Source organism: Mesorhizobium sp. ESP6-5, from assembly GCF_020164695.1.
GTDB classification, from domain to species: domain Bacteria; phylum Pseudomonadota; class Alphaproteobacteria; order Rhizobiales; family Rhizobiaceae; genus Mesorhizobium; species Mesorhizobium australicum.
Genome location: NZ_JAIUGR010000023.1, coordinates 27947 through 49574, shown reverse-complemented (window position 1 = coordinate 49574; position 21628 = coordinate 27947). Strand labels below are relative to the sequence as shown.

The following is a 21628-nucleotide window of genomic DNA, read 5'->3' as shown; positions in this document are numbered from 1 at the left end:
TTTCGCCTGTTACCCGTCATTGAGTTGCTGGCTGGGTGGGACGCTAGCGGCCGCCGCACCCCTTGGCCACTGTAACGGCATGGATCCTAGGGTCTGCGCGACGGAGCTTCGCTCCTGCTTCGCCCTAGGATGACGAATGCATTGCGATCCACGGCTAATCTCAACGGCCGGAGATTTGCAGTTGTGTCGCCGCATAAGAAGTGACGATGCTGGCAAGTCACAAACCTTCGAGATTAGCCGGGACAATCATCCCTTCGTCATCCTAGGGCGAAGCAAGGAGCGAAGCGACGCGGCGCAGACCCTAGGATCCATGCCGTGACCTTTCGAAACACGCAGCGGTTCTGTTGGCAGGTTGGCGCACGGTTCCAATTATCTGTTCTTCCCCCGCAGGGCAACGATCGCCGCCGCCGTTTCCTCGATCGAGCGGCGGCTTACGTCGATCATCGGCCAGCCGTGGCGGGTGCAGATCTGGCGGGCATAGGCGAGTTCCTCGTTGATGGCGGCGCGGTCGACATACTCGGTTGGCACATAGGTGCTCGAATTGCCGAGGATGCGGTTCTGGCGCACATGCGAGATGCGCTCGGCGGTGGCGATCAGCCCGACGACCAGCGGCGCCCTGGCGTTGATCAGGCTTTCTGGCACCGGCACGCCGAGCACGATCGGGATGTTGGCGGTCTTGATGCCGCGGTTGGCGAGATAGATGCTGGTCGGCGTCTTCGAGGTGCGCGATATGCCGATCAGCACGACATCGGCGTCATCCATGTTTGCCGGCAGCTGTCCGTCATCATGGTCCATGGTGAAGTTGAGCGCATCGATGCGCCGGAAATATTCGGCATCGAGAACATGCTGGGCGCCGACGCGGCGGCCGGCCGGCGTCCCCAAATAGGACTGGAAGACCGTCAGCACCGGCTCCAGCACGGACACGCAGGGCAGGCCCATGGCCGCGCAGCGTTCGTCGATGCCGCGTGCCAGCTTCTGGTCGACCACCGTGTAAAGGATGATGCCCGGCTCCTCCTCTATGTCCTCGAACACCTTGGCTATCTGCTTTTCGGTGCGGATGAGCGGGTAGATGTGCTCGATGGCGCGTGCATCCTTGTATTGCGCTGAAGCTGCGCGGCCGGCGGCGAGCAGGGTTTCGCCCGTGGCATCGGAAATCAGATGCAGGTGAAAGAAGCTCTGGGGTTTGTTCACAGGGATCACCTGGGGCTGTGGGCGGATGTGGATAAGATCGGACGGGCCGACGGGCCGGCCGAAGGCGACTGTATCAGATGCCGGTTTGTCCACAATTCGATGCGCTGTCAGCTTCTCCTGGCGGCTGGGGACAAGTCCGTGGACGAAGCATTTTGCCTTTTGCTCGTCCACAGGGCAGGTCTCCAGGGCATCAGACCTAGCGCATTGACTCCAGTGGCGGATTCCTGATTGTCCCCAGAACCCTGCCAGCCGCGATCGGGAGTGCGCGACAATATGCTTGCTGGCGTTTTGGCGGCCAAAGCGGGACAGGTGACAACCACCACAACCAACAGACTCTTAGAATCAGAAGACTCTTTTAAAATAAGATATTTGATTAAGAGGAAGCCGGGAGAAGCGAGCGCTCGATGCCTGCAAGACGGATCATGCTGGATGTGCTGAAAGGCGAGGCGGTGTTTCCTCCTCCGCTATGGATGATGCGACAGGCCGGGCGCTATCTGCCGGAATACCGTGAGACGCGAAGACGGGCCGGCTCGTTCCTTGATCTCTGCTACGACCCCGACCTTGCCGTGGAAGTGACGCTGCAGCCGATCGAGCGCTTTGGCTTCGACGCTTCGATCGTGTTTTCGGACATCCTTCTCGTTCCCCATGCGCTTGGCCGCGACGTGCGCTTCGAGGAAGGGCGTGGGCCGCGCCTGACGCCGATTTCGGCGGCCGAGATTCCGGCGCTGGGAAGCGATGTGTTTCACGTGAATCTCGAACCGGTCTACGAGACGCTTCGCCGGCTGCGGGCGAAATTGCCCGACGAAACGACGCTGATCGGCTTTTGCGGCGCGCCGTGGACGGTGGCGACCTATATGATCGCCGGCCACGGCACCCCGGACCAGGCGCCGGCGAGGCTGTTCGCCTACCGCGAGCCGGCGGCGTTTCGGCAGCTGCTGAAAGTGCTCGCCGACCATTCGGCGTTCTATCTGATCCGGCAGATCGAGGCCGGTGCGGATGTCGTGCAGATTTTCGATTCCTGGTCGGGGGTGCTCGACGATGCCTCGTTCGAACGCTTCTGCGTCGAGCCGGTGGCCGAGATCGTCAGGCAGGTTCGGGCGGTTCATCCCGGTGTGCCGATCATCGGTTTTCCCAAGGGCGCCGGCGCCCGCTACCAGAGCTACCGCGAGAAGACCGGCGTGACGGGGCTGGGCATCGACTGGACGGTGCCGCTGGAGGCCGCGAAGGCGTTGCAGCGGCAAGGCGCCGTCCAGGGCAATCTCGATCCGTTGCGGCTGGTCGCCGGCGGGCAAGCGTTGGCCGATGGCGTCGAGGCGATCCTCCAGGTGCTGGGGAATGGGCCGCTGATCTTCAATCTCGGCCACGGCATCACGCCGGAGACGCCGGTGGCGCATGTCGAGGCGATGGTGAAACAGGTTCGGAGCGCCGCACGCTGATGGCTGACAGAGATAACACCAACAGCACCGGCCAGGCAATGAAGCGCATGGTCGTTGGCATCGCTGTCCTGATCGTTCTCACCGCGCTTTTGTTTTTCTTCGCGCCCGAAAGCTTCTATCCCTGGGCAAAGGCGATCCATATCCTCGCCGTCATCTCCTGGATGGCCGGGATGCTTTATCTGCCGCGGCTGTTCGTCTATCACGTCGATGCGCAGAAAGGCTCCGTGCAGTCGGAGACTTTCAAGGTGATGGAGCGGCGTCTGCTGCGCGGCATCATCAATCCGGCGATGATCCTCACCTGGGTGTTCGGGCTGTGGCTGGCCTGGAAGATCTTTGCGTTCCAGGGCGGCTGGCTGCATGCCAAGATCGGCCTGGTGCTGATTTTGTCGGGCATTCACGGCTATCTGGCCGGCGCGGTGCGCAAATTCGCCGAGGACCGCAACGAAAAACCGGCAAGGCACTGGCGGATCGTCAATGAGATCCCCACATTGCTGATGATCGCAATCGTGATCCTGGTCGTCGTGAAGCCCTTCTGAGACTTCATCGGACCCGCTCAAAAGGCGGCTTGCTCTTTCAGCCGACCGACGATACAAGACGGGTCTTCCTTCCCGTCATGCGCCGCCCGTCATTGCTTTCGGCCGCGCCCGGCATTTGTCGCATCCCGCCGATCTTTCCCCCAAAGCCTACCCAGAGTCCGTCTAATGCAAGAAATGAAACTCACCGAGTTCAAGAACAAGAAGCCGCCAGAGCTGATCGCTTATGCCGAATCGCTCGAGGTCGAGAACGCCAGCGTCATGCGCAAGCAGGAACTGATGTTCGCGATTCTGAAGAAGCTCGCCGCCCAGGACATCGAGATCATCGGTGACGGCGTGGTCGAGGTGCTGCAGGACGGTTTCGGATTCCTGCGCTCCGCCAATGCCAACTATCTGCCAGGTCCCGACGACATCTACATCTCGCCGTCGCAGATCCGGCGCTTTTCGCTGAAGACCGGCGATACGGTCGAAGGGCCGATCCGCAGCCCGAAGGAGGGCGAGCGCTATTTCGCGCTGCTCAAGGTCAACACGATCAATTTCGACGATCCCGAGAAGATCCGCCACAAGATCCACTTCGACAATCTGACGCCGCTCTATCCGACCTCGCGGCTGAAGATGGAGGTCGACAATCCGCCCGGCAAGGACATCTCGCCTCGCGTCATCGACCTGGTGGCGCCGATCGGCAAGGGCCAGCGCGCGCTGATCAACGCACAGCCGCGCACCGGCAAGACGGTGCTGTTGCAGAACATCGCGCACTCCATCACCGCCAATCATCCGGAATGCTACCTGATCGTGCTGCTGATCGACGAGCGTCCCGAGGAAGTCACCGACATGCAGCGTTCGGTCAAAGGCGAAGTCATCTCCTCGACCTTCGACGAGCCGGCGGTGCGCCACGTCCAGGTCGCCGAAATGGTCATCGAGAAGGCCAAGCGGCTGGTCGAGCACGGCCGCGATGTGGTGATCCTTCTGGATTCGATCACTCGCCTGGGCCGCGCCTACAACACCGTCGTGCCGTCCTCCGGCAAGGTGCTGACCGGTGGTGTCGACGCCAATGCGCTGCAGCGCCCGAAGCGTTTCTTCGGCGCCGCGCGCAACATCGAGGAAGGCGGCTCGCTCACCATCATCGCCACCGCGCTGATCGACACCGGCAGCCGCATGGACGAAGTCATCTTCGAAGAGTTCAAGGGCACCGGCAACTGCGAAATCCAGCTCGACCGCAAGGTGGCGGACAAGCGCATCTATCCGGCCATCGACATCCTCAAGTCCGGCACCCGCAAGGAAGACCTGCTGGTGTCGCGCCAGGACCTGCAGAAGATCTTCGTGCTGCGCCGCATACTGGCGCCGATGGGAACCACCGACGCGATCGAGTTCCTGATCGACAAGCTGAAGCAGACCAAGACCAACGGCGATTTCTTCGATTCGATGAACACGTAATCGAGGCGCGGCATAGCCTTATCTTCGTCATCCTCGGATCAAGCCCGAGGATGACGAATCACTTTCGCCGCAACAATCCTTCCAATTCATCAGCATCCGTAACCACCGGCAGGCAGACCTGGCCGGTGCACAACCAGGCGCCGCGCCGGTTGGTCGGAGGCAGGATTCCGCCGGGGAGTAAGGGTCGATTCGCCGCCGTAACGATTGGCACCACGATATCGACGCGACGCGGATCCAGGTTTCGATTCGCCACCGGAATGAGCTTCGGGTCCTCCAGCCCGTCCACGATGACCAGTTTCAGCGGCTCGAGGGCAAGCGCGCAGGCATTGACGATACCCGCTTGGCCATAGGCCTGGTGCGCCGCTCGGCCGGCGGCATGCTCGGCCGTTTTCCACGCCTTCTCCTGCAAGTCGAGGTTGCCGGTAATAGAAGCCAGCCGGACCTGCGCCTCGATGATCTGGCTGGTGGCCGAGGGGATGGCCTCGTCGACATCGCCCCTGATGCGGATCGGCACGTCGGTGCTGTCCGAGGCGGTCAGATAGTAGCCTGTGCCTTCCGCGTCGGCGTGCCAATGGTCGAGCTGTTCGAGGAACCGACTGGCCTGCTCGACATAGCTCCAGTCGTCAGTGGCCTCGAACAGCGAGATCGCCGCGTTGGTCATGGCGGCATAATCGCTCGACAGTGCGGGAAACAGTTTCCGGACGCCAAGCATGGAATGCGGCAGGCGACCGTCGCGGCCGGCTTTGCCGATATGGGCAAAGGCCTTGGCCGCGGCCTCGATCCAATCCGGTCGCGCCAGCGAACGACCCGCCTCGGCGAGGGCGGCGATCATCAGGCCGTTCCAGTCGGTAAGGGTCTTTGCGTCCAGGCCCGGCCTGACGCGTTGTTCCCGGACAGTGAGAAGCCTTGTCTTGAGCGGGAGGAGCCGCTCCCGGTCGGCAACACCAAACGCCTGCTGGGAGAGGGTCTGATGGAGCACCGGCTTGCCTTCCCATCCGGGCGGGCTGGAAAGGCTGAAGTAGTTGAAAAACAAGATTGAATCGTCTCCAAGAACAGATTCGATCTCCCCCGTGCTCCAGGTGTAGAACAGGCCTTCCTCGCCATCGCTATCGGCATCGAGGCTGGCGGCGAAGGCGCCGCCTTCGACACGCATTTCGCGCAGCAGCCAGTCGACCGTGTCCTCGATTCGGACCCGGAACAAATCATCGCCGGTCGCCGCAAGGGCCCAGTTGCAGAAGCGGATGAGCTGCGCATTGTCGTAGAGCATCTTCTCGAAATGCGGCACCAGCCATTCGGCGTCCGTCGAGTAGCGGCTGAGCCCGCCGCCGATGTGATCGTAGATGCCGCCGCTCAGCATATGCTCGAGGCTGACGAGGACGTCGTCGCGATGCGCGGCATTGCCGTCCCGCAGCCAGGACAGCCACAGCGTCTGCATGAACGGCGCGTTCGGGAATTTCGGCGCGCCGGCGAGCCCGCCGCGGTCGCGGTCGATCATGCCAGTGACGCGGCCGGCAAGGTCGGACAGCGTATCGCGATCGAGAAGTGCCTTGGAATGCGTGGCCGAGAGCCGCGCCTCGACATGCGAGGTCAGGCCGTCGGCGCTCTGGTGCAGGCTTGCCCGCTTTTCGCGCCAGGCCTTGTCGACCGCTTCCATCACCTGGATGAACCCCGGACGGCCATAGTGCGGCTCGCGCGGGAAATAGGTGCCGCCCCAGAACGGCTTGCCGTCGGGGGTCAGGAACATGGTCAGCGGCCAGCCGCCCTGCTCGCCCATCGAGGACAGGGCCGCCATATAGATCTGGTCAATGTCGGGTCGCTCCTCGCGGTCCACCTTGATATTGACGAACAGACGGTTCATGACGGCGGCGACATCGTCGTTCTCGAAGCTTTCATGGGCCATGACATGGCACCAATGGCAGGCGGCATAGCCGATGGAGAGCAGGATAGGCCTGTCCAGCGCCTTTGCCTCTTCCAGCGATGCCGGTGACCATCCGCGCCAATGCACGGGATTGCCGCTGTGCTGCTGCAGATAGGGGCTGGCCTCTTCGGCAAGCAGGTTTTGCGCGGGCAATGTCACAATGGCCAACTTTCAGGAGCAATCCGGGGCGGTGATGAAGCGAAAGCTAGGGCGGTTCGGTAGAGCGGGCAAATGATTTCAGGCGATTCGATCGTGGCGCTGTCGAGCGGCCGGCTTCCGGCCGGTGTCGCGGTGTTGCGCATATCCGGCCCGCAGACTCGATTCGTGGTCGAAACGATCGCCTGCGGCGTGGTTAAGGCGCGGTCCGCGGTCCTGCGTAGATTCAGGGCTACGGATGGAACCGTGCTCGATACAGGCTTGGTTCTGTTCTTTCCCGGTCCGGCGAGCTTCACCGGTGAGGATGTCGCCGAGTTCCATGTTCATGGCGGGCGCGCCGTGGTGGCCAGGATGCTGGAAACGATCGCTGGTTTCGATGGCGTCAGGCATGCGGAGCCAGGAGAATTCACGCGTCGCGCCTTCTTCAACGGCAAGGTCGATCTGGTCGAGACGGAGGCACTGGCCGACCTCGTCAATGCTGAAACCGAGGCGCAGCGGCGTTTTGCCATCCAGAACGCCGGGGGCGCGCAGAGCGCGCTCTACCTCGGCTGGCGTCGGCGCCTGATCCATGCGCGGGCCATGATCGAGGCCGAGATCGACTTCGCCGATGAAGACGATGTACCGGGTTCCGTTTCGGATACGGTTTGGTCCGACGTGAGGTCGATGATCTCGGAGATCGACCGCCACATCGCCGGCTTCCATGCCGCCGAGATCATTCGCGACGGCTTCGAAGTCGTCATTCTCGGCGCGCCCAATGCCGGCAAGTCCAGCCTGTTCAATGCCTTGGCGCGGCGCGATGCCGCTATTGTAACGGATGAGCCCGGCACCACCCGAGATTTGCTGGAGGTGGTGCTGGATCTCCGGGGTTTGCGCATTAGGTTGACCGACACGGCCGGGTTGCGGGAAGCGCCTGGCAAAATCGAGGCGATCGGCATCGAGAAGGCAAGAGCCAAGGCGGATCGCGCCGATCTGCTGCTGCTGCTCGAGGACGCCGCGGACCCCAAGGACGCCGGTCCGCTGCCGATGTCGACGCCGGCATTGCGCGTCGGCACCAAGCTCGACCTGCTCGATAGGAGAGCGACCCAGGATACAGCTGGGCGCTACGAGTTTGGTATATCGGTGGTCGACGGGACAGGTGTGGACGGATTGCTTGCGGAGATCGGTCGCCGCGCCGCTGAGGCGGCCGGCGATAGCGGCGACGTGCTGCCATCACGGCTGCGGCATGTCGAGTTGCTCGACGCGGCGAACCGGCATCTGCACCGCGCCGCCGACGAACGCATGGCCCAGGAATTGCGCGCCGAAGAGCTGCGCCTGGCAGCGGATCGCCTGGGGCGAATTGTGGGTGCGATGGACGTCGAAGATTTGCTCGACGTGATTTTTTCCCAGTTCTGCATTGGAAAATGACTCACGTGAAACACGATGGCTGCCGAAGCTCGTGCTGACTCACGTGAAACAATCAAGCGGTAATTCACGTGAAACGCCGATAGAAGCGGGGTTTCGCTGTTTCACGTGAAACGCCTGTGCGGAAGTTTTCTTGACAGTCCCGCCTCGCGGGGACATGTGTCGCTCATCTTCTTTGAGTCCGGGACCTATATGGAATGACCGATCACTATGATGTGGTTGTGGTGGGCGGCGGCCATGCGGGTTGCGAGGCGGCCAGCGCCGCCGCGCGGGCTGGCGCGAGCACCGCGCTGGTGACGCTGCGTTTCGACACGATCGGCGTGATGTCGTGCAACCCTGCCATCGGCGGGCTCGGCAAGGGGCACCTGGTGCGTGAGATCGACGCCATGGATGGGCTGATGGGCCGTGTGGCGGACGCCGCCGGCATCCAGTTCCGCCTGCTCAACCGCCGCAAGGGTCCGGCGGTGCGCGGCCCGCGCACACAGGCCGACAGAAAACTCTATCGCCTTGCCATGCAGGAAGCGATTCGGCAGCAGAACGATCTCGAGGTCCTGGAGGGCGAAGTTCTCGATTTCGAGATCTCCGATGGAAATATCGTCGCGGTTCTCCTGGCAGACGGCCGTCGGCTTGCCTGCGGCGCCGTGGTGCTGACGACGGGAACCTTCCTGCGGGGCCTCATTCACATCGGTGAGAAGAAGATCGTCGCGGGCCGCATGAACGAGAAGGCCAGCATGGGACTGTCGGCGACGATGGACCGCGCCGGCTTCAAGCTCGGGCGGCTCAAGACCGGCACGCCGCCGCGACTGGACGGACGAACCATCGATTGGGCGTCTTTGGAAAGCCAGGCGGCGGACGAGAATCCCGTACCGTTCTCGCTGATGACCGACCGTATCGTGACGCCGCAGATCGATTGCGGCATCACCCGCACGACCACCGCCACGCATGAGCTGATCCGCGCCAATCTTGGCCGCTCGGCCATGTATTCCGGCTCAATCGAAGGGGTTGGGCCGCGTTATTGTCCGTCGATCGAGGACAAGATCGTCAAGTTCGGCGACCGGGACGGGCACCAGATCTTCCTCGAGCCGGAGGGGCTCGACGACCACACCGTCTATCCCAACGGCATTTCGACCTCGCTGCCGGAAGACGTTCAGCTGGAGATATTGAAGACTATTCCCGGTTTGGAGCATGCAGTCATGCTGCAGTCGGGCTATGCCATCGAATATGATCATGTCGATCCGCGCGAACTGCATCCCACGCTAGAGACCAGGCGCGTTGCCGGGCTTTTTCTGGCCGGGCAGATCAACGGCACGACCGGCTATGAAGAGGCCGCCGGGCAGGGCCTGCTCGCCGGCCTCAATGCGGCGCGGCGGGCGGCGGGCGGAGCACCGATCGTGCTCAGCCGCACCCAGGCCTATATCGGTGTGATGGTCGACGATTTGACCAGTCGCGGCATCAGTGAACCTTATCGGATGTTCACGTCGCGGGCCGAGTTCCGGCTCTCGCTGCGCGCCGACAATGCCGATGAGCGGCTGACGCCGCTGGCGCAGACGCTGGGGATCGCCTCGCCGGAGCGGATGCAGCGTTATGGCGATGTCATGCAGCGGCTGGATGAAGCGCGCGAGATGGCGCTTTCGCTGGCCATGACGCCGAACGAGGCGGCACGGCACGGTTTGGAGATCAATCGCGACGGCGTACGCCGGTCCGGCTTTGAATTGCTGGCCTATCCCGGTGTCGATGTGTCTTGGCTGGCTGGGGTTGAGCCGAAATTTCACGATATCGATGCCAGGACCGCGGAGCGTCTCGAAACGGAAGCGAAATATTCGGTTTATCTGGATCGCCAGAGCACCGATGTCGCGCAGATCCGGCGTGAAGAGAGCCGGCTGATTCCGGACACCGTAGATTTTGCCGGCGTGCCCGGCCTGTCCAATGAGCTGAAGCAGAAGATGCAGGCGCGGCGGCCGCGCTCCATCGCGGAGGCGCAGCGCATGGAAGGCATGACGCCGGCGGCGTTGGCGATCATCGTCGCGCATGTCCGCCATCGGGAATTGGTGCAGAAAGCCGAGCAGAGGGATGTGGCGTGAGTTCCTTCTCTCGCGAGCGCCTGCAGGAGGCCGCCGGCCCGGTTTCACGTGAAACATTCGATCGCCTGGTGGCCTTCGAAGCGATGTTCCAGAAATGGAACCGAAGCATCAATCTCGTGGCGCAGTCGACCTCGGGCGATGTCTGGCAGCGCCACATCCTGGACAGCGCGCAACTTGCTGGGATAGAGCCCGATGCCAGGCATTGGGTCGATATTGGTTCCGGCGGCGGATTTCCCGGGCTTGTCATGGCCTTTCTGCTCGCCGAGCGCCCGGGAGCCAGCATCGATCTGGTCGAAAGCAACCGCAAGAAGGCCTCGTTCCTGCAGACCGTCGTCGGGCAGTTCGGTCTGCCGGCGCGGGTCGTGGCGCGCCGCATCGAGGACAGCCATGTGCTTGTTTCGAAGCCGGAAATCGTCACCGCACGGGCGCTGGCACCGCTTTCGGTGCTGCTGGACCTGTCGGCGCCATGGCTGGCGTCGGGCGCGCGGGCGCTGTTTCACAAAGGCCGGGATTATCGCGCCGAAGTGCAAGAAAGCGTTAACCGGTGGACCTTCGATCTGGTAGAACATCCAAGCGTGACCGACGCCAGCGGCGTCATCCTCGAATTGTCCAATGTGCGACCTGCCTGAACCGAGACGGGTCTGAGTGTTCGGCGACCCAAAGATGAATTTCTGGCATAGACCCATGATGAAGAACGGCCCTCGAATCATCACCGTAGCCAACCAGAAGGGCGGCGTCGGCAAGACCACCACCGCCATCAATTTGGCCACAGCGCTGGCGGCAATCGGCGAGAAAGTGCTGATCGTCGACCTCGACCCGCAAGGCAATGCCAGCACCGGTCTCGGCATCGACCGCAAGGACCGGACGGTTTCGTCCTACGATGTGCTGACGGGCGAACTGGATCTGGAAGCCGCCGCCATTCCGACCGCGGTGCCCGGCCTTTCCATCGTTCCTTCGACGCTGGACCTGCTCGGCATCGAGATGGAGATCGCCTCGGCACCCGACCGGGTGCTCAAGCTGCGCAATGCGCTGCGTGCCGCGACCGAGCGCGGGGCGCCCTTCGGCTATGTGCTGATCGATTGCCCGCCCTCGCTCAATCTTTTGACCTTGAATTCAATGGCGGCGGCCGATTCCGTTCTCGTGCCGCTGCAATGCGAGTTCTTCGCGCTGGAGGGTCTCAGCCAGCTCCTCGAAACCGTCGAGCAGGTGCGTCGCTCGATCAATCCGGACCTCACCATCCAGGGCATCGTGCTGACCATGTATGACGGTCGCAACAATCTCGCCAACCAGGTGGTGCAGGACGTGCGCGAGCATATGGGCGACAAGGTCTATGAGACGATCATTCCGCGCAATGTGCGGGTGTCCGAAGCCCCGTCCTATGGCAAGCCGGCAATTCTCTATGACCTGAAATGCTCCGGCAGCCAGGCCTATCTGCAATTGGCCTCCGAAGTGATCCGCCGCGAGCGTAAATTGCGCGCTGCTTGATTAGAACCGATGCACACTTAACAGCCGATTCGATACCGAAACGATCTGAAATAGACGTGGAATAAAGATGAGCGAAGATCTCTCGAGGAAAAGACTGGGTCGCGGGCTGGCAGCACTGATCGGCGAGATCGATCGCCCGGCGGCCCCGGAAAAGCCCGGCATGAGCGCCGACGGCAAGGTGCCGATCGAGTTCATCAGCGCCAATCCGAAAAATCCGCGCCGGCATTTCGGCGATGCCGAACTGACCGACCTTGCCCAGTCGATCCGCGAACATGGCGTGGTGCAGCCGGTCGTGGCGCGGCCTTCGCCGACGCAGGCCGGCCGCTACGAGATCATTGCCGGCGAGCGGCGCTGGCGGGCGGCGCAGCGCGCCGGCCTGACCGAGATCCCGGTCATCATCCGCGACGTCAACGACCGCACCGCGCTGGAACTGGCGATCATCGAGAACGTGCAGCGCGCCGACCTCAATCCGGTCGAAGAAGCGCAGGGTTACCAGCAGCTGATCGACGACCATGGCTACACCCAGGCCGATCTCGGCCAGGTCATCGGCAAGAGCCGCAGCCATGTCGCCAACACGTTGCGGCTGCTCAAGCTGCCCGACGTGATCCGCGACATGCTGGTCGACGGCGCGCTGTCGGCGGGCCACGCCCGCACGCTGGTGACGGCGGAGGATCCGGCCGGCCTCGCCAAGCGCATCGTCGAGGAGGGGCTTTCCGTGCGCCAGGCCGAAGCGCTGGCGCAGATGCCGGCCGGCGCCAGTTCCAGCACCAAGCCAGCCGCGTCAGCCGTCGAAAAAGACGCCGACACGCTGGCGCTGGAAAAGCTGCTCACCGACACGACCGGCATGATCGTGACGGTCGACCACAAGGGCAAGGGCGGCGTGCTGCGCGTCGCCTACCGCAGCCTGGAACAGCTCGACGAGCTGTGCAGGCGGCTGAAGCAGGATTAACATTTAGCCGGCAAATTATGCGGCACAGCGTTACTCCCGGCGTTCGGCGCCGCCCCTCATCCCCCTGCCGGGACCTTCTCCCCGTATAGAGACGGGGAGAAGAGGCTGGGTGTGCGACGCCGGCGCCTTTCTGTGACGCCGGCGGCCAATTTCTCTACCGCTGACCCAGCCTGGCGCTTTCCACCGCGATACCGAGCAGCGCCTGCCGTGCCAGCGCGACGGACAGGTCCGGGCGTCGCCGCGTCTGCAGCACGGCCTGATGCAACCGGGTCAGCGCGCGGCCGAGCGCTTCGCTGTTCCAGCGCTCCAGGGTCTTCTCCACCAGCTTGCGCCTGGAGAAAAAGACCGGCGGGCGCGCGGCGGCAACGACGGAAGCGGCGTTGCGGCCGCCGGTCTCCATCTGGCCGCGCATGACCTGGATCTGCTGGAGCTGCCGCATCGCCGAGGACAGCACTTGGAAGGGCTGCCCGCCGCCCTGACAGTGGCGCGTGAAAGCGGTGTCGAAGTCGCCGACCTTGCCTTCGAGCAGCGCGTCGACGGCATCGTCGTAAGAGGCGCCGGACACGTCGCCGGACATGGCTCTCACCTCTTCCAGCCCGATCTCCTTCTGGCCGTGGGCGTAGAGGACGAGTTTTTCGATCTCACCGCGCGAGGCCAGCCGGTCGCCACCGAGATTGCGGCGCAGCGCCTGCCGCGCCTCCAGTGTCATCGCCATGCCGGCCTTGCGCAGTTCGTCGTCGATGACCGTGTCGATGTCACGGGCCTCATCGGCGTAGCAAGGCAGCGCCATGGCATTGTCCGCGCCCTCGACCACGGCGCGCAGCCCGACGCCTTTCTTCAGATCGCCGGCCTCAATGAGAATGATGGCGTCCCGCACCGGCTCCGCCGTCAGCGCCTTGACGTCGTCGGCCAGAGCCTTCTGGCCGCTGGCATTGCGCACCCAGAGCAGCCGCCGGTCGGAAAACATCGGCACGGTGCGGGCCTCGTCGAGCAGGCGGCCCTCGTCGCGATCGACCTCCGAACCCTCGAGCCTGACCACCGAGAACGGGTCGTCGAGCGGCAGGCCGGTCTTTCCGGCAAAGGCCTTCGCCCGTTCGGAGACAAGGCCGCGATCGGGGCCATAAAGCAGGACGATCGAGATGCGCGGATCAGGCCGCGCCAGCCAACCGTCGACCTCGAAAGCTTTCTTCTGTGCCATGGAGGGTGGTTAGCATGATGCGGGGATGGAGTGAACGTCTTCCGGTTCGGATCGCCAACCTTGGCCCATTCCTCTCCCTCCGGAGGGGGGAGAGGTGGCCCGGCGAAGCCGGGACGGAGTGGGGGAAGCCGGTCCTCAAATCCGCAGGCACTGGCACTCATCACAGCGCCTCAATCAGGGCGAGGCGTCGTCCCGGCTCGAGATAACGCCCGAGCCAGGTCGACCCCCACTCCGTCGAGCTGCGCTCGCCACCTCTCCCCCGATCGACGGGGGAGAGGAAGGGCGCCAAGGCTGGCGAAACCCCAATTTTCCCCTGCTCGCGGAGGCACAAAAGGAGGCGTGGAACCAAGTCTCGCCAGCCAATCACTTTATCTGGCGACAAACACGGCACAACCATGCGCCAAATTGCGTGCGGCCGCCCAACATCGACAAGAAATTTCGCGGACATATCTTCATCTTGAGCGGGGAAGGCCGGATCGGCCGGCGCGGTCGGAACCGACACCCCGACGCATTCGCACTGGCGGCGCGGATATGCAAATATCCCTGCCAGGCAACATTGGAGGACTCGAGGTCATGGCCGATGCTGGGATGTTGCGGTTTCACGTTCCGGAGCCGGAAGTGCGGCCGGGCGGGACGCCTGATTTCTCCAATGTGACCATCGCCGAGGCCGGCTCCGTGCCACGCCCCGACATCGACGTCGATCCGCGCACCATCCGCGACATGGCCTTTTCGATCATCCGGGTGCTGAACCGCAATGGCGAGGCCGTCGGGCCGTGGGCCGGGCTGCTTTCCAGCGAGGAATTGCTGGAAGGCCTGCGCAACATGATGACGCTGCGGACCTTTGATGCGCGCATGCAGATGGCGCAGCGCCAGGGCAAGACCTCCTTCTACATGCAGCATCTCGGCGAGGAGGCGGTGAGCTGCGCCTTCCGCAAGGCGCTCAGCCCCGGCGACATGAATTTCCCGACCTATCGCCAGGCTGGCCTGCTGATCGCCGACGGCTATCCGATGGTTACGATGATGAACCAGATCTATTCCAACGAGGCCGATCCGCTGAAGGGCCGTCAGCTGCCGATCATGTATTCGTCGAAGGAGCACGGCTTTTTCTCGATCTCGGGCAATCTGGCCACGCAGTATATCCAGGCGGTCGGCTGGGCGATGGCGTCGGCGATCTCCAACGATTCCAGGATCGCCGCGGCCTGGATCGGCGACGGCTCGACGGCGGAATCCGATTTCCATTCGGCGCTGGTGTTCGCCTCCACCTACAAGGCGCCTGTGGTGCTCAATGTCGTCAACAACCAGTGGGCAATCTCGACTTTTCAGGGCATCGCGCGCGGCGGCTCGGGCACATTCGCGGCCCGGGGGCTCGGCTTCGGCATCCCGTCGCTGCGCGTCGACGGCAATGACTATCTGGCCGTGCACTCGGTGGCAAAATGGGCGGCGACAAGGGCGCGGGAGAATCTCGGGCCGACGCTGGTCGAATATGTCACCTACCGCGCCGGCGCTCATTCGAGCTCGGACGATCCCTCCGCCTACCGGCCGAAGACCGAGTCCGACGCCTGGCCGCTGGGTGACCCGGTCGTGCGGCTGAAGAACCATCTCATCAAGCTCGGTGTCTGGTCGAACGAACGGCATGCGCAGGCCGAGGCCGAAATCCTCGACACGGTGATCGCGGCGCAGAAGGAAGCGGAAAGCCACGGCACGCTGCATGCCGGCGGCAAGCCGTCGACACGCGAGATGTTCGAGGGTGTGTTTGCCGAGATGCCGCCGCATCTCAGGCGCCAGCGCCAGCAGGCGGGAGTCTGAGCCATGCCAAGACGGACCATGATCGAGGCCATCCGCGACGCCATGGACGTGTCGATGGAGCGCGACGACAAGGTCGTCGTGTTCGGCGAGGATGTCGGCTTCTTCGGCGGCGTTTTTCGCGTCACGCACGGGCTGCAGGCCAAATATGGCAAGAGCCGCTGCTTCGACGCGCCGATCAACGAATCCGGCATTGTCGGCTCGGCCATCGGCATGGCGGCCTATGGTTTGAAGCCCTGCGTGGAAATTCAGTTTGCCGACTACATGTATCCGGCCTACGACCAGTTGACGCAGGAAGCGGCGAGGCTGCGCTACCGCTCGAACGGCGACTTCACCTGCCCGATCGTTGTCCGCATGCCGACCGGCGGCGGCATTTTCGGCGGCCAGACGCATAGCCAGAGCCCGGAAGCCTTGTTCACCCATGTGTCGGGCCTGAAGACGGTGGTTCCATCCAACCCGCATGATGCCAAGGGGCTTTTGATCGCGGCGATCGAGGACCCCGATCCGGTGATCTTCCTCGAGCCGAAGCGGCTCTACAACGGCCCGTTCGACGGCCATCACGACCGGCCGGTGACGCCATGGTCGAAGCACGAGCTCGGCGAGGTCGCCGACGGCCATTACACCGTACCGCTGGGCAAGGCCGCCATCCGCAGGGCGGGCGCGGCGGTCACGGTGCTCGCCTACGGCACCATGGTCTATGTCGCCCAAGCGGCCGCCGAGGAGACCGGCATCGACGCCGAGATCATCGATCTGAGGACGCTGCTGCCGCTCGATCTCGACACGATCGTGGCCTCGGTCAAGAAGACCGGGCGCTGCGTCGTCGTGCATGAGGCGACGCTGACCTCGGGCTTCGGCGCCGAACTGTCGGCGCTGGTGCAGGAAAACTGCTTCTATCACCTGGAGGCGCCGGTGGCCCGCGTCGCCGGCTGGGACACGCCCTATCCGCATGCGCAGGAGTGGGAGTATTTTCCCGGTCCCGCGCGTGTCGGCCGCGCTTTGCTTGAAACATTGGAAGCCTAGAGTGGGGGAGGCCTGAGATGGGCGAACACATCATCAAGCTGCCCGATGTCGGCGAGGGTGTCGCCGAGGCCGAGCTCGTCGAATGGCATGTCAAGATCGGCGACATCGTGCGCGAGGACACGGTGCTCGCCGCCGTGATGACCGACAAGGCGACGGTCGAAATCCCGTCGCCCGTCGATGGCGAAATCCTGTGGCTGGGCGCCGAGATCGGCGACACGGTGGCGATCGGTTCACCGATCGTGCGGCTGAAAGTGGCGGGCGAGGGCAATGTGAAACCCGGCAAGGAGGCTGAACCGGCGACCGGGGCCGAGCCGCCCGTCAGGCTGCCGAGCCCGAAGCCCGAAGCCGCTTCGCCGCCCAAGCCGGCAAAACCCGCCGAGACACCGGCGAAACCCGCATCGTCGTCGTCGGCGCCGAAAACCGTGACGCGCTCCTCGGCTTCGGGCGCGCCGCGTCCGGAAGGCGAAAAGCCGCTGGCCTCCCCCGCCGTTCGCTTGCGGGCGAAAGAGGCGGGCATCGATCTCAGGCAGGTGGCGGGGACCGGCCCCGCCGGCCGCATCGGCCACGAGGACCTGGAGGCGTTCCTGGCGCGCGGGCCGCAATCGGCCAAGGCGCCGGGCCTCGCCCGCGACGACACCGTCGAGGACATCAAACTGGTCGGCCTGCGGCGCAAGATCGCCGAGAAGATGACGCTGTCGAAGTCGCGCATCCCGCACATCACCTATGTCGAGGAGATCGACGTCACTGCGCTCGAGGAATTGCGCGCCGCGCTCAACAAGGAAAAGCGTGTTGCCAAGGGCGGCGCGGAGAGGCCGAAGCTGACCTTGCTGCCGTTCCTGATGCGGGCGATGGTCAAGGCGATCGCGGACCAGCCCCAGCTCAATTCCCTGTTCGACGACGAGGCTGGTATCATCCACCAGCATGGCGGCATCCATATCGGCATTGCCGCGCAGACACCGTCGGGCCTGGTGGTGCCTGTCGTCAAGCATGCCGAGGCGCGCGACGTCTGGGACTGTGCCACCGAGGTGGCCAGGCTGGCCGAGGCCGCGAAGTCAGGCACGGCGACACGTGACGAGCTGTCCGGCTCGACCATCACCATCACTTCGCTCGGCGCCATGGGGGGTATCGCGACGACGCCTGTGATCAACCACCCGGAAGTGGCGATCATCGGCGTCAACAGGATGATGGTGCGGCCGGTTTGGGACGGCACCCAGTTCATCCCGCGCAAGATGATGAACCTTTCCTCCAGCTTCGACCATCGGGTGATAGATGGCTGGGACGCGGCGGTGTTCATCCAGCGGATCAAGGCGCTGCTGGAGACGCCGGCGCTGATTTTCGTGGATTGAGGGAGATGTGATGCGTTCTCGAGTTTCCATTGGCGGGCGCCGCGCCGCCCCTCATTGCCCTGCCGGGCATTTCTCCCCGTATAGTGACGGGGAGAAAGACGCCGTTATCCATGGTTTCGCCAATCGGCAGCGTTGCAGACGAGGGCGCCAACATCGCGGCCAATCCCTTCTCCCCGTCACTATACGGGGAGAAGGTGCCGGCAGGCGGATGAGGGGCAGCGCTGGGTTGGATGGGAGGACGTTGACGGCTCTCATGACAAGGAAGCTGCCAACATGAAGGAAATCTCCTGCAAGCTGCTCGTCATCGGCGCCGGTCCGGGCGGTTATGTCTGCGCCATTCGTGCGGGACAGCTCGGCGTCGATACGGTCATCGTCGAGGTTGCGAAGCCCGGCGGCACCTGCCTCAATGTCGGCTGCATCCCGTCCAAGGCGCTGATCCATGCGGCGGAGGAGTTCGAGAAGGTCTCGCACATGGTCGGCGGCAACAGCCCGCTCGGCATTTCGGTCACCGCACCGGTGCTCGACCTGGCCAGGACCATCGCCTGGAAGGACGGGATCGTCAGCCGGCTCAACAGCGGTGTCGCCGGCCTGCTGAAGAAGGCCGGGGTGAAGACCGTGCATGGCTGGGCGAGGTTTCGCGACGGCAAGACCGTCGAGGTCGAGACCGAGACCGGAAGCCAGGTGATCCGGGCCGAGACGATCGTGATCGCCACCGGCTCGGCGCCGGTCGAGTTGTCTTTTCTTCCCTTCGGCGGGCCTGTGATCTCGTCCACCGACGCGCTGGCCCTGAGTGAGGTTCCCAAGAAAATCGCTGTCGTCGGTGGCGGCTATATCGGGCTCGAACTCGGCATGGCCTTCGCCAAGATGGGTGCGGGGGTCACCGTGGTCGAAGCCTTGCCGCGCGTGCTGGCGCAGTATGACGCCGAGCTGACCCGGCCCGTCGTCAAGCGGCTCTCCGCGCTCGGCGTCGAGGTGATGCTGGGCGCCAGGGCCAAAGGGCTGTCGACAGACGGCGATGCCCTGCTGGTCGAGACATCGGACGGCAAGAGCACCAAGGTCGCCGCGGACAAGGTGCTGGTGACGGTCGGCCGCAAGCCGGTGACGGAAGGCTGGGGACTCGACCAGATCGATCTCGACAGGGCCGGAAAGTTCATACGGATCGACGACCAGTGCCGGACCTCGATGCGCGGCGTCTTCGCCATCGGTGACGTCACCGGCGAGCCGATGCTGGCGCACCGGGCGATGGCGCAAGGCGAAATGGTCGCGGAGATCGTCGCCGGCCACAAGCGCGGCTGGGACAAGCGCTCGATCCCGGCCGTCTGCTTCACCGATCCCGAGCTGGTGACGGCGGGTCTGTCGCCCGAAGAGGCCAAGGCGCAAGGCGGCGAGATCAAGATCGGCCTGTTCCCCTTCGCCGCCAATGGCCGCGCCATGACCAAGCTCGGCGAAGACGGGTTCGTCCGCGTCGTGGCGCGCGCCGACAATCACCTGGTGCTCGGCATCCAGGCCGTCGGTCAGGGTGTGTCGGAACTGTCGGCGGTGTTTGGGCTGGCGCTGGAGATGGGCGCCAGGCTGGAGGACATCGCAGGGACGATCCATGCGCACCCGACGCAAGGCGAAGGGTTTCAGGAAGCCGCGCTCAAGGCGCTGGGCCACGCGCTGCATATTTAGAGCTCCCCCTCTCCCGCGTCAGGCGTAAAGGGGGAGGAGTTGCTCGATTGCCCCAGGCTCCTTTCCTCTCCCTCCGGAGGGGGGAGAGGTGGCGCTGCGAAGCAGCGACGGAGTGGGGGAAGCCGGTCCTCAGACGCACCGCCGCTGAAAACTCATCACAAGCCTCAATCAGTCAGGACGAGGCATCACCCCGGCTTGAAATAACAAGCCCGAGCCAGGTCGACCCCCGCTCCGTCGAGCTTCGCTCGACACCTCTCCCCCGGTCGACGGGGGAGAGGAAAGGCGCCGGCGCTCACCCCGCCAGCCGGCTTACCATGTCATGCTGGGCATAGGCGCGGCCGAAGCGGTTGGCGAGGAAGGCATCGAGCGCGATTTCCTCCTGCTTGACGAAGCCGGTCGCCGGCAGCGATCCGTCCGCCAGCATGTCGAGCACGGCGCAGATGCCAGACGCGGTGGTGATCTGGATGGCGCTGCGCACCGTCCGGCCGATGCGCCGGGAATAGATCTTGTTGGCGTAGGTCTCCTGCAGCAGGCGGCCGTTCCTGCGGCCCGAGACGGTGACGAAGACGATGACCACGTCCTGCAGCGTCGCCGGCAGGGCGCTTTCGAAAATGTCCTTCAGCACGTCGCGGCGGTGGCGCAGCCCAAGGTCGTTGAGCAGCGCCTTCATGATCGCGGCGTGGCCGGGATAGCGGATGGTGCGGTAGTTCAGCGTGCGTACCTTGCCCTTCAGCGTCTCGGCCAAGGTACCCAGTCCACCGGAGGTGTTGAACGCCTCGTAGGTGACGCCGTCGAGCGAAAACTCCTCGCGCTCCTCCAGCGGCGGCACTTCGACCAGCTCGCCCTCGACGATCGCCTCGCAAGGCTCGCAATATTCGTTGATGACGCCGTCGGTGCTCCAGGTCAGATTGTAGTTCAGCGCGTTGGACGGGTATTGCGGCAGCGCGCCGACGCGCATGCGCACGCTTTCCAGCGTGTCGAAGCGGCTGGCGAGATCATTGGCGACGATCGAGATGAAGCCGGGCGCCAACCCGCATTGCGGGATGAAGGCGCTCTTGGCGGTACGGGCCAGCTCCTTGACCCGCCTGGTCGAGGCGACGTCCTCGGTGAGATCGAGATAATGCACGCCGGCGCTGGCCGCCGCCTCGGCGATGCGCGTGGTGAGGTGGAAGGGGGCGGCGCTCAGCACCGCGAACTTGCCGGCGAGCGCGGCTTCAAGCGCACCGGGCGCCGCGATGTCGAGTTCCAGCGTCTCGACGCCGGCGGGGACTTCCGCCGCGGCGAGCTGCGCCGCCGAGCGGTCGAGGAGAGTGACCTGATAGTCGCCCGTCGCGGCAAGCATTTCGGCGATGGTCGAGCCGATCTTGCCGGCCCCGACGATAATGATTTTGTTCATGTTCAAATTCCCCTGCGATCTGCGTTTCCCAAAAACCATCGCAGCTTGCCTGTCGAAAGGAAGCGTGGAATTCTGCAAAGTGAACCCTATCTTTTACCGATCTGCCGAAGGGCTTCGTCGAAATGCTCAGTGATGCCGAACAAGCCCTGCTCTCGCTGCTGCGCGCCAACGCGCGCGCCTCGACGGCCGAACTGGCGCGGCGGCTCGGCGTGTCGCGCACGACGGTGCAAAGCCGGATCGAGCGGCTGGAGCAGCGCGGCATCATCACCGGCTATGGCGTCCGGCTGGCGCCGGACTATGAGCAGGGGCTGGTCAGGGCGCATGTGCTGCTCACCGTCACGCCGAAGCTCGCCGACAAGGTGGTGCGCAGCCTGCAGGCGCTGCCGCCGGTCAGGACGCTGCACTCCGTCAGCGGCAATTTCGACATGATCGTCATCGTCGACGCGCCATCGATCCGCGACCTCGACACGCTGCTCGACCAGATCGGCGCCATGGAGGGGGTCGAGCGGACATCGTCGTCGATTATTTTGTCGACACGGATCGACAGGTGACGTTACGGCCATCTCCCCCCTTGCGGGGGAGATGGCCGCGACGCCGGCTTTCCCTAACT

17 protein-coding genes are annotated in these 21628 nt (G+C 64.1%); 13 read left to right on the top strand and 4 right to left on the bottom strand.

Features of this window, described 5'->3' with window-relative positions:
• Positions 1-369: 369 nt before the first annotated feature.
• Positions 370-1191 (bottom strand): pyruvate, water dikinase regulatory protein, encoded by an 822-nt coding sequence (locus LB524_RS28060; RefSeq protein ID WP_140822968.1) that lies wholly within the window; start codon positions 1189-1191, stop codon positions 370-372.
• Positions 1192-1595: 404 nt separating this feature from the next.
• Between LB524_RS28060 and hemE the strand changes: the two genes are divergently transcribed.
• The 3 genes from hemE to rho all read left to right on the top strand — a co-directional run bounded on the left by hemE (position 1596) and on the right by rho (position 4594).
• On the top strand, positions 1596-2627 hold the full coding sequence (hemE, locus tag LB524_RS28055) for a uroporphyrinogen decarboxylase (RefSeq protein WP_224531612.1): 1032 nt from the start codon (positions 1596-1598) through the stop codon (positions 2625-2627).
• The gene (gene hemJ / locus LB524_RS28050; protein ID WP_140719578.1) at positions 2627-3163 is read left to right on the top strand and encodes a protoporphyrinogen oxidase HemJ; all 537 of its coding nucleotides are present in this window, start codon (positions 2627-2629) and stop codon (positions 3161-3163) included. Before hemE ends, hemJ begins: the two co-directional genes overlap by 1 nt.
• Before the next feature lie 165 nt (positions 3164-3328).
• Entirely contained in the window at positions 3329-4594 is a 1266-nt protein-coding gene (gene rho, locus LB524_RS28045; RefSeq protein ID WP_015314810.1) for a transcription termination factor Rho, read from the top strand.
• A 58-nt stretch (positions 4595-4652) separates the two neighbouring features.
• On the opposite strand, the gene LB524_RS28040 is transcribed toward rho, so the two are convergent.
• Positions 4653-6671, bottom strand: coding sequence for a thioredoxin domain-containing protein (locus LB524_RS28040; RefSeq protein ID WP_224531631.1), 2019 nt, complete (start codon positions 6669-6671; stop codon positions 4653-4655).
• A gap of 72 nt (positions 6672-6743) precedes the next feature.
• Here LB524_RS28040 and mnmE point away from each other — a divergent pair, with 72 nt between their 5' ends.
• The 5 genes from mnmE (at position 6744) to LB524_RS28015 (ending at position 12584) form a co-directional block, all read left to right on the top strand.
• Complete coding sequence (gene mnmE / locus LB524_RS28035) at positions 6744-8072, top strand: tRNA uridine-5-carboxymethylaminomethyl(34) synthesis GTPase MnmE (RefSeq protein ID WP_224531609.1); 1329 nt, start codon at positions 6744-6746, stop codon at positions 8070-8072.
• Positions 8073-8266: 194 nt separating this feature from the next.
• A complete protein-coding gene (gene mnmG / locus LB524_RS28030; RefSeq protein ID WP_224531606.1) occupies positions 8267-10150 on the top strand; it encodes a tRNA uridine-5-carboxymethylaminomethyl(34) synthesis enzyme MnmG in 1884 nt (627 codons plus the stop codon).
• The gene (gene rsmG / locus LB524_RS28025) at positions 10147-10779 is read left to right on the top strand and encodes a 16S rRNA (guanine(527)-N(7))-methyltransferase RsmG (protein ID WP_224531603.1); all 633 of its coding nucleotides are present in this window, start codon (positions 10147-10149) and stop codon (positions 10777-10779) included. The genes mnmG and rsmG overlap by 4 nt, the downstream gene beginning before the upstream one ends.
• 55 nt (positions 10780-10834) lie before the next feature.
• A complete protein-coding gene (locus tag LB524_RS28020) occupies positions 10835-11635 on the top strand; it encodes a ParA family protein (protein WP_031251964.1) in 801 nt (266 codons plus the stop codon).
• Positions 11636-11702: 67 nt separating this feature from the next.
• Complete coding sequence (locus tag LB524_RS28015) at positions 11703-12584, top strand: ParB/RepB/Spo0J family partition protein (protein WP_141907068.1); 882 nt, start codon at positions 11703-11705, stop codon at positions 12582-12584.
• Between the two features lie 154 nt (positions 12585-12738).
• On the opposite strand, the gene holA is transcribed toward LB524_RS28015, so the two are convergent.
• Positions 12739-13782, bottom strand: coding sequence for a DNA polymerase III subunit delta (holA, locus tag LB524_RS28010; protein WP_224531600.1), 1044 nt, complete (start codon positions 13780-13782; stop codon positions 12739-12741).
• Between the two features lie 573 nt (positions 13783-14355).
• Between holA and LB524_RS28005 the strand changes: the two genes are divergently transcribed.
• The 4 genes from LB524_RS28005 to lpdA all read left to right on the top strand — a co-directional run bounded on the left by LB524_RS28005 (position 14356) and on the right by lpdA (position 19622).
• Entirely contained in the window at positions 14356-15588 is a 1233-nt protein-coding gene (locus LB524_RS28005) for a 3-methyl-2-oxobutanoate dehydrogenase (2-methylpropanoyl-transferring) subunit alpha (RefSeq protein ID WP_224531596.1), read from the top strand.
• Between the two features lie 3 nt (positions 15589-15591).
• On the top strand, positions 15592-16605 hold the full coding sequence (locus LB524_RS28000; protein WP_015314819.1) for an alpha-ketoacid dehydrogenase subunit beta: 1014 nt from the start codon (positions 15592-15594) through the stop codon (positions 16603-16605).
• Positions 16606-16622: 17 nt separating this feature from the next.
• Complete coding sequence (locus LB524_RS27995) at positions 16623-17951, top strand: dihydrolipoamide acetyltransferase family protein (protein WP_224531594.1); 1329 nt, start codon at positions 16623-16625, stop codon at positions 17949-17951.
• A gap of 273 nt (positions 17952-18224) precedes the next feature.
• Positions 18225-19622, top strand: coding sequence for a dihydrolipoyl dehydrogenase (gene lpdA / locus LB524_RS27990; protein WP_224531592.1), 1398 nt, complete (start codon positions 18225-18227; stop codon positions 19620-19622).
• Between the two features lie 292 nt (positions 19623-19914).
• On the opposite strand, the gene LB524_RS27985 is transcribed toward lpdA, so the two are convergent.
• Positions 19915-21096 carry a saccharopine dehydrogenase C-terminal domain-containing protein gene (locus LB524_RS27985; RefSeq protein ID WP_411909948.1) on the bottom strand — a complete coding sequence of 394 codons (1182 nt, stop codon included), beginning with the start codon at positions 21094-21096 and terminating at the stop codon, positions 19915-19917.
• Between the two features lie 44 nt (positions 21097-21140).
• Here LB524_RS27985 and LB524_RS27980 point away from each other — a divergent pair, with 44 nt between their 5' ends.
• A complete protein-coding gene (locus tag LB524_RS27980) occupies positions 21141-21569 on the top strand; it encodes an Lrp/AsnC family transcriptional regulator (RefSeq protein ID WP_140719599.1) in 429 nt (142 codons plus the stop codon).
• Positions 21570-21628 lie beyond the last annotated feature (59 nt).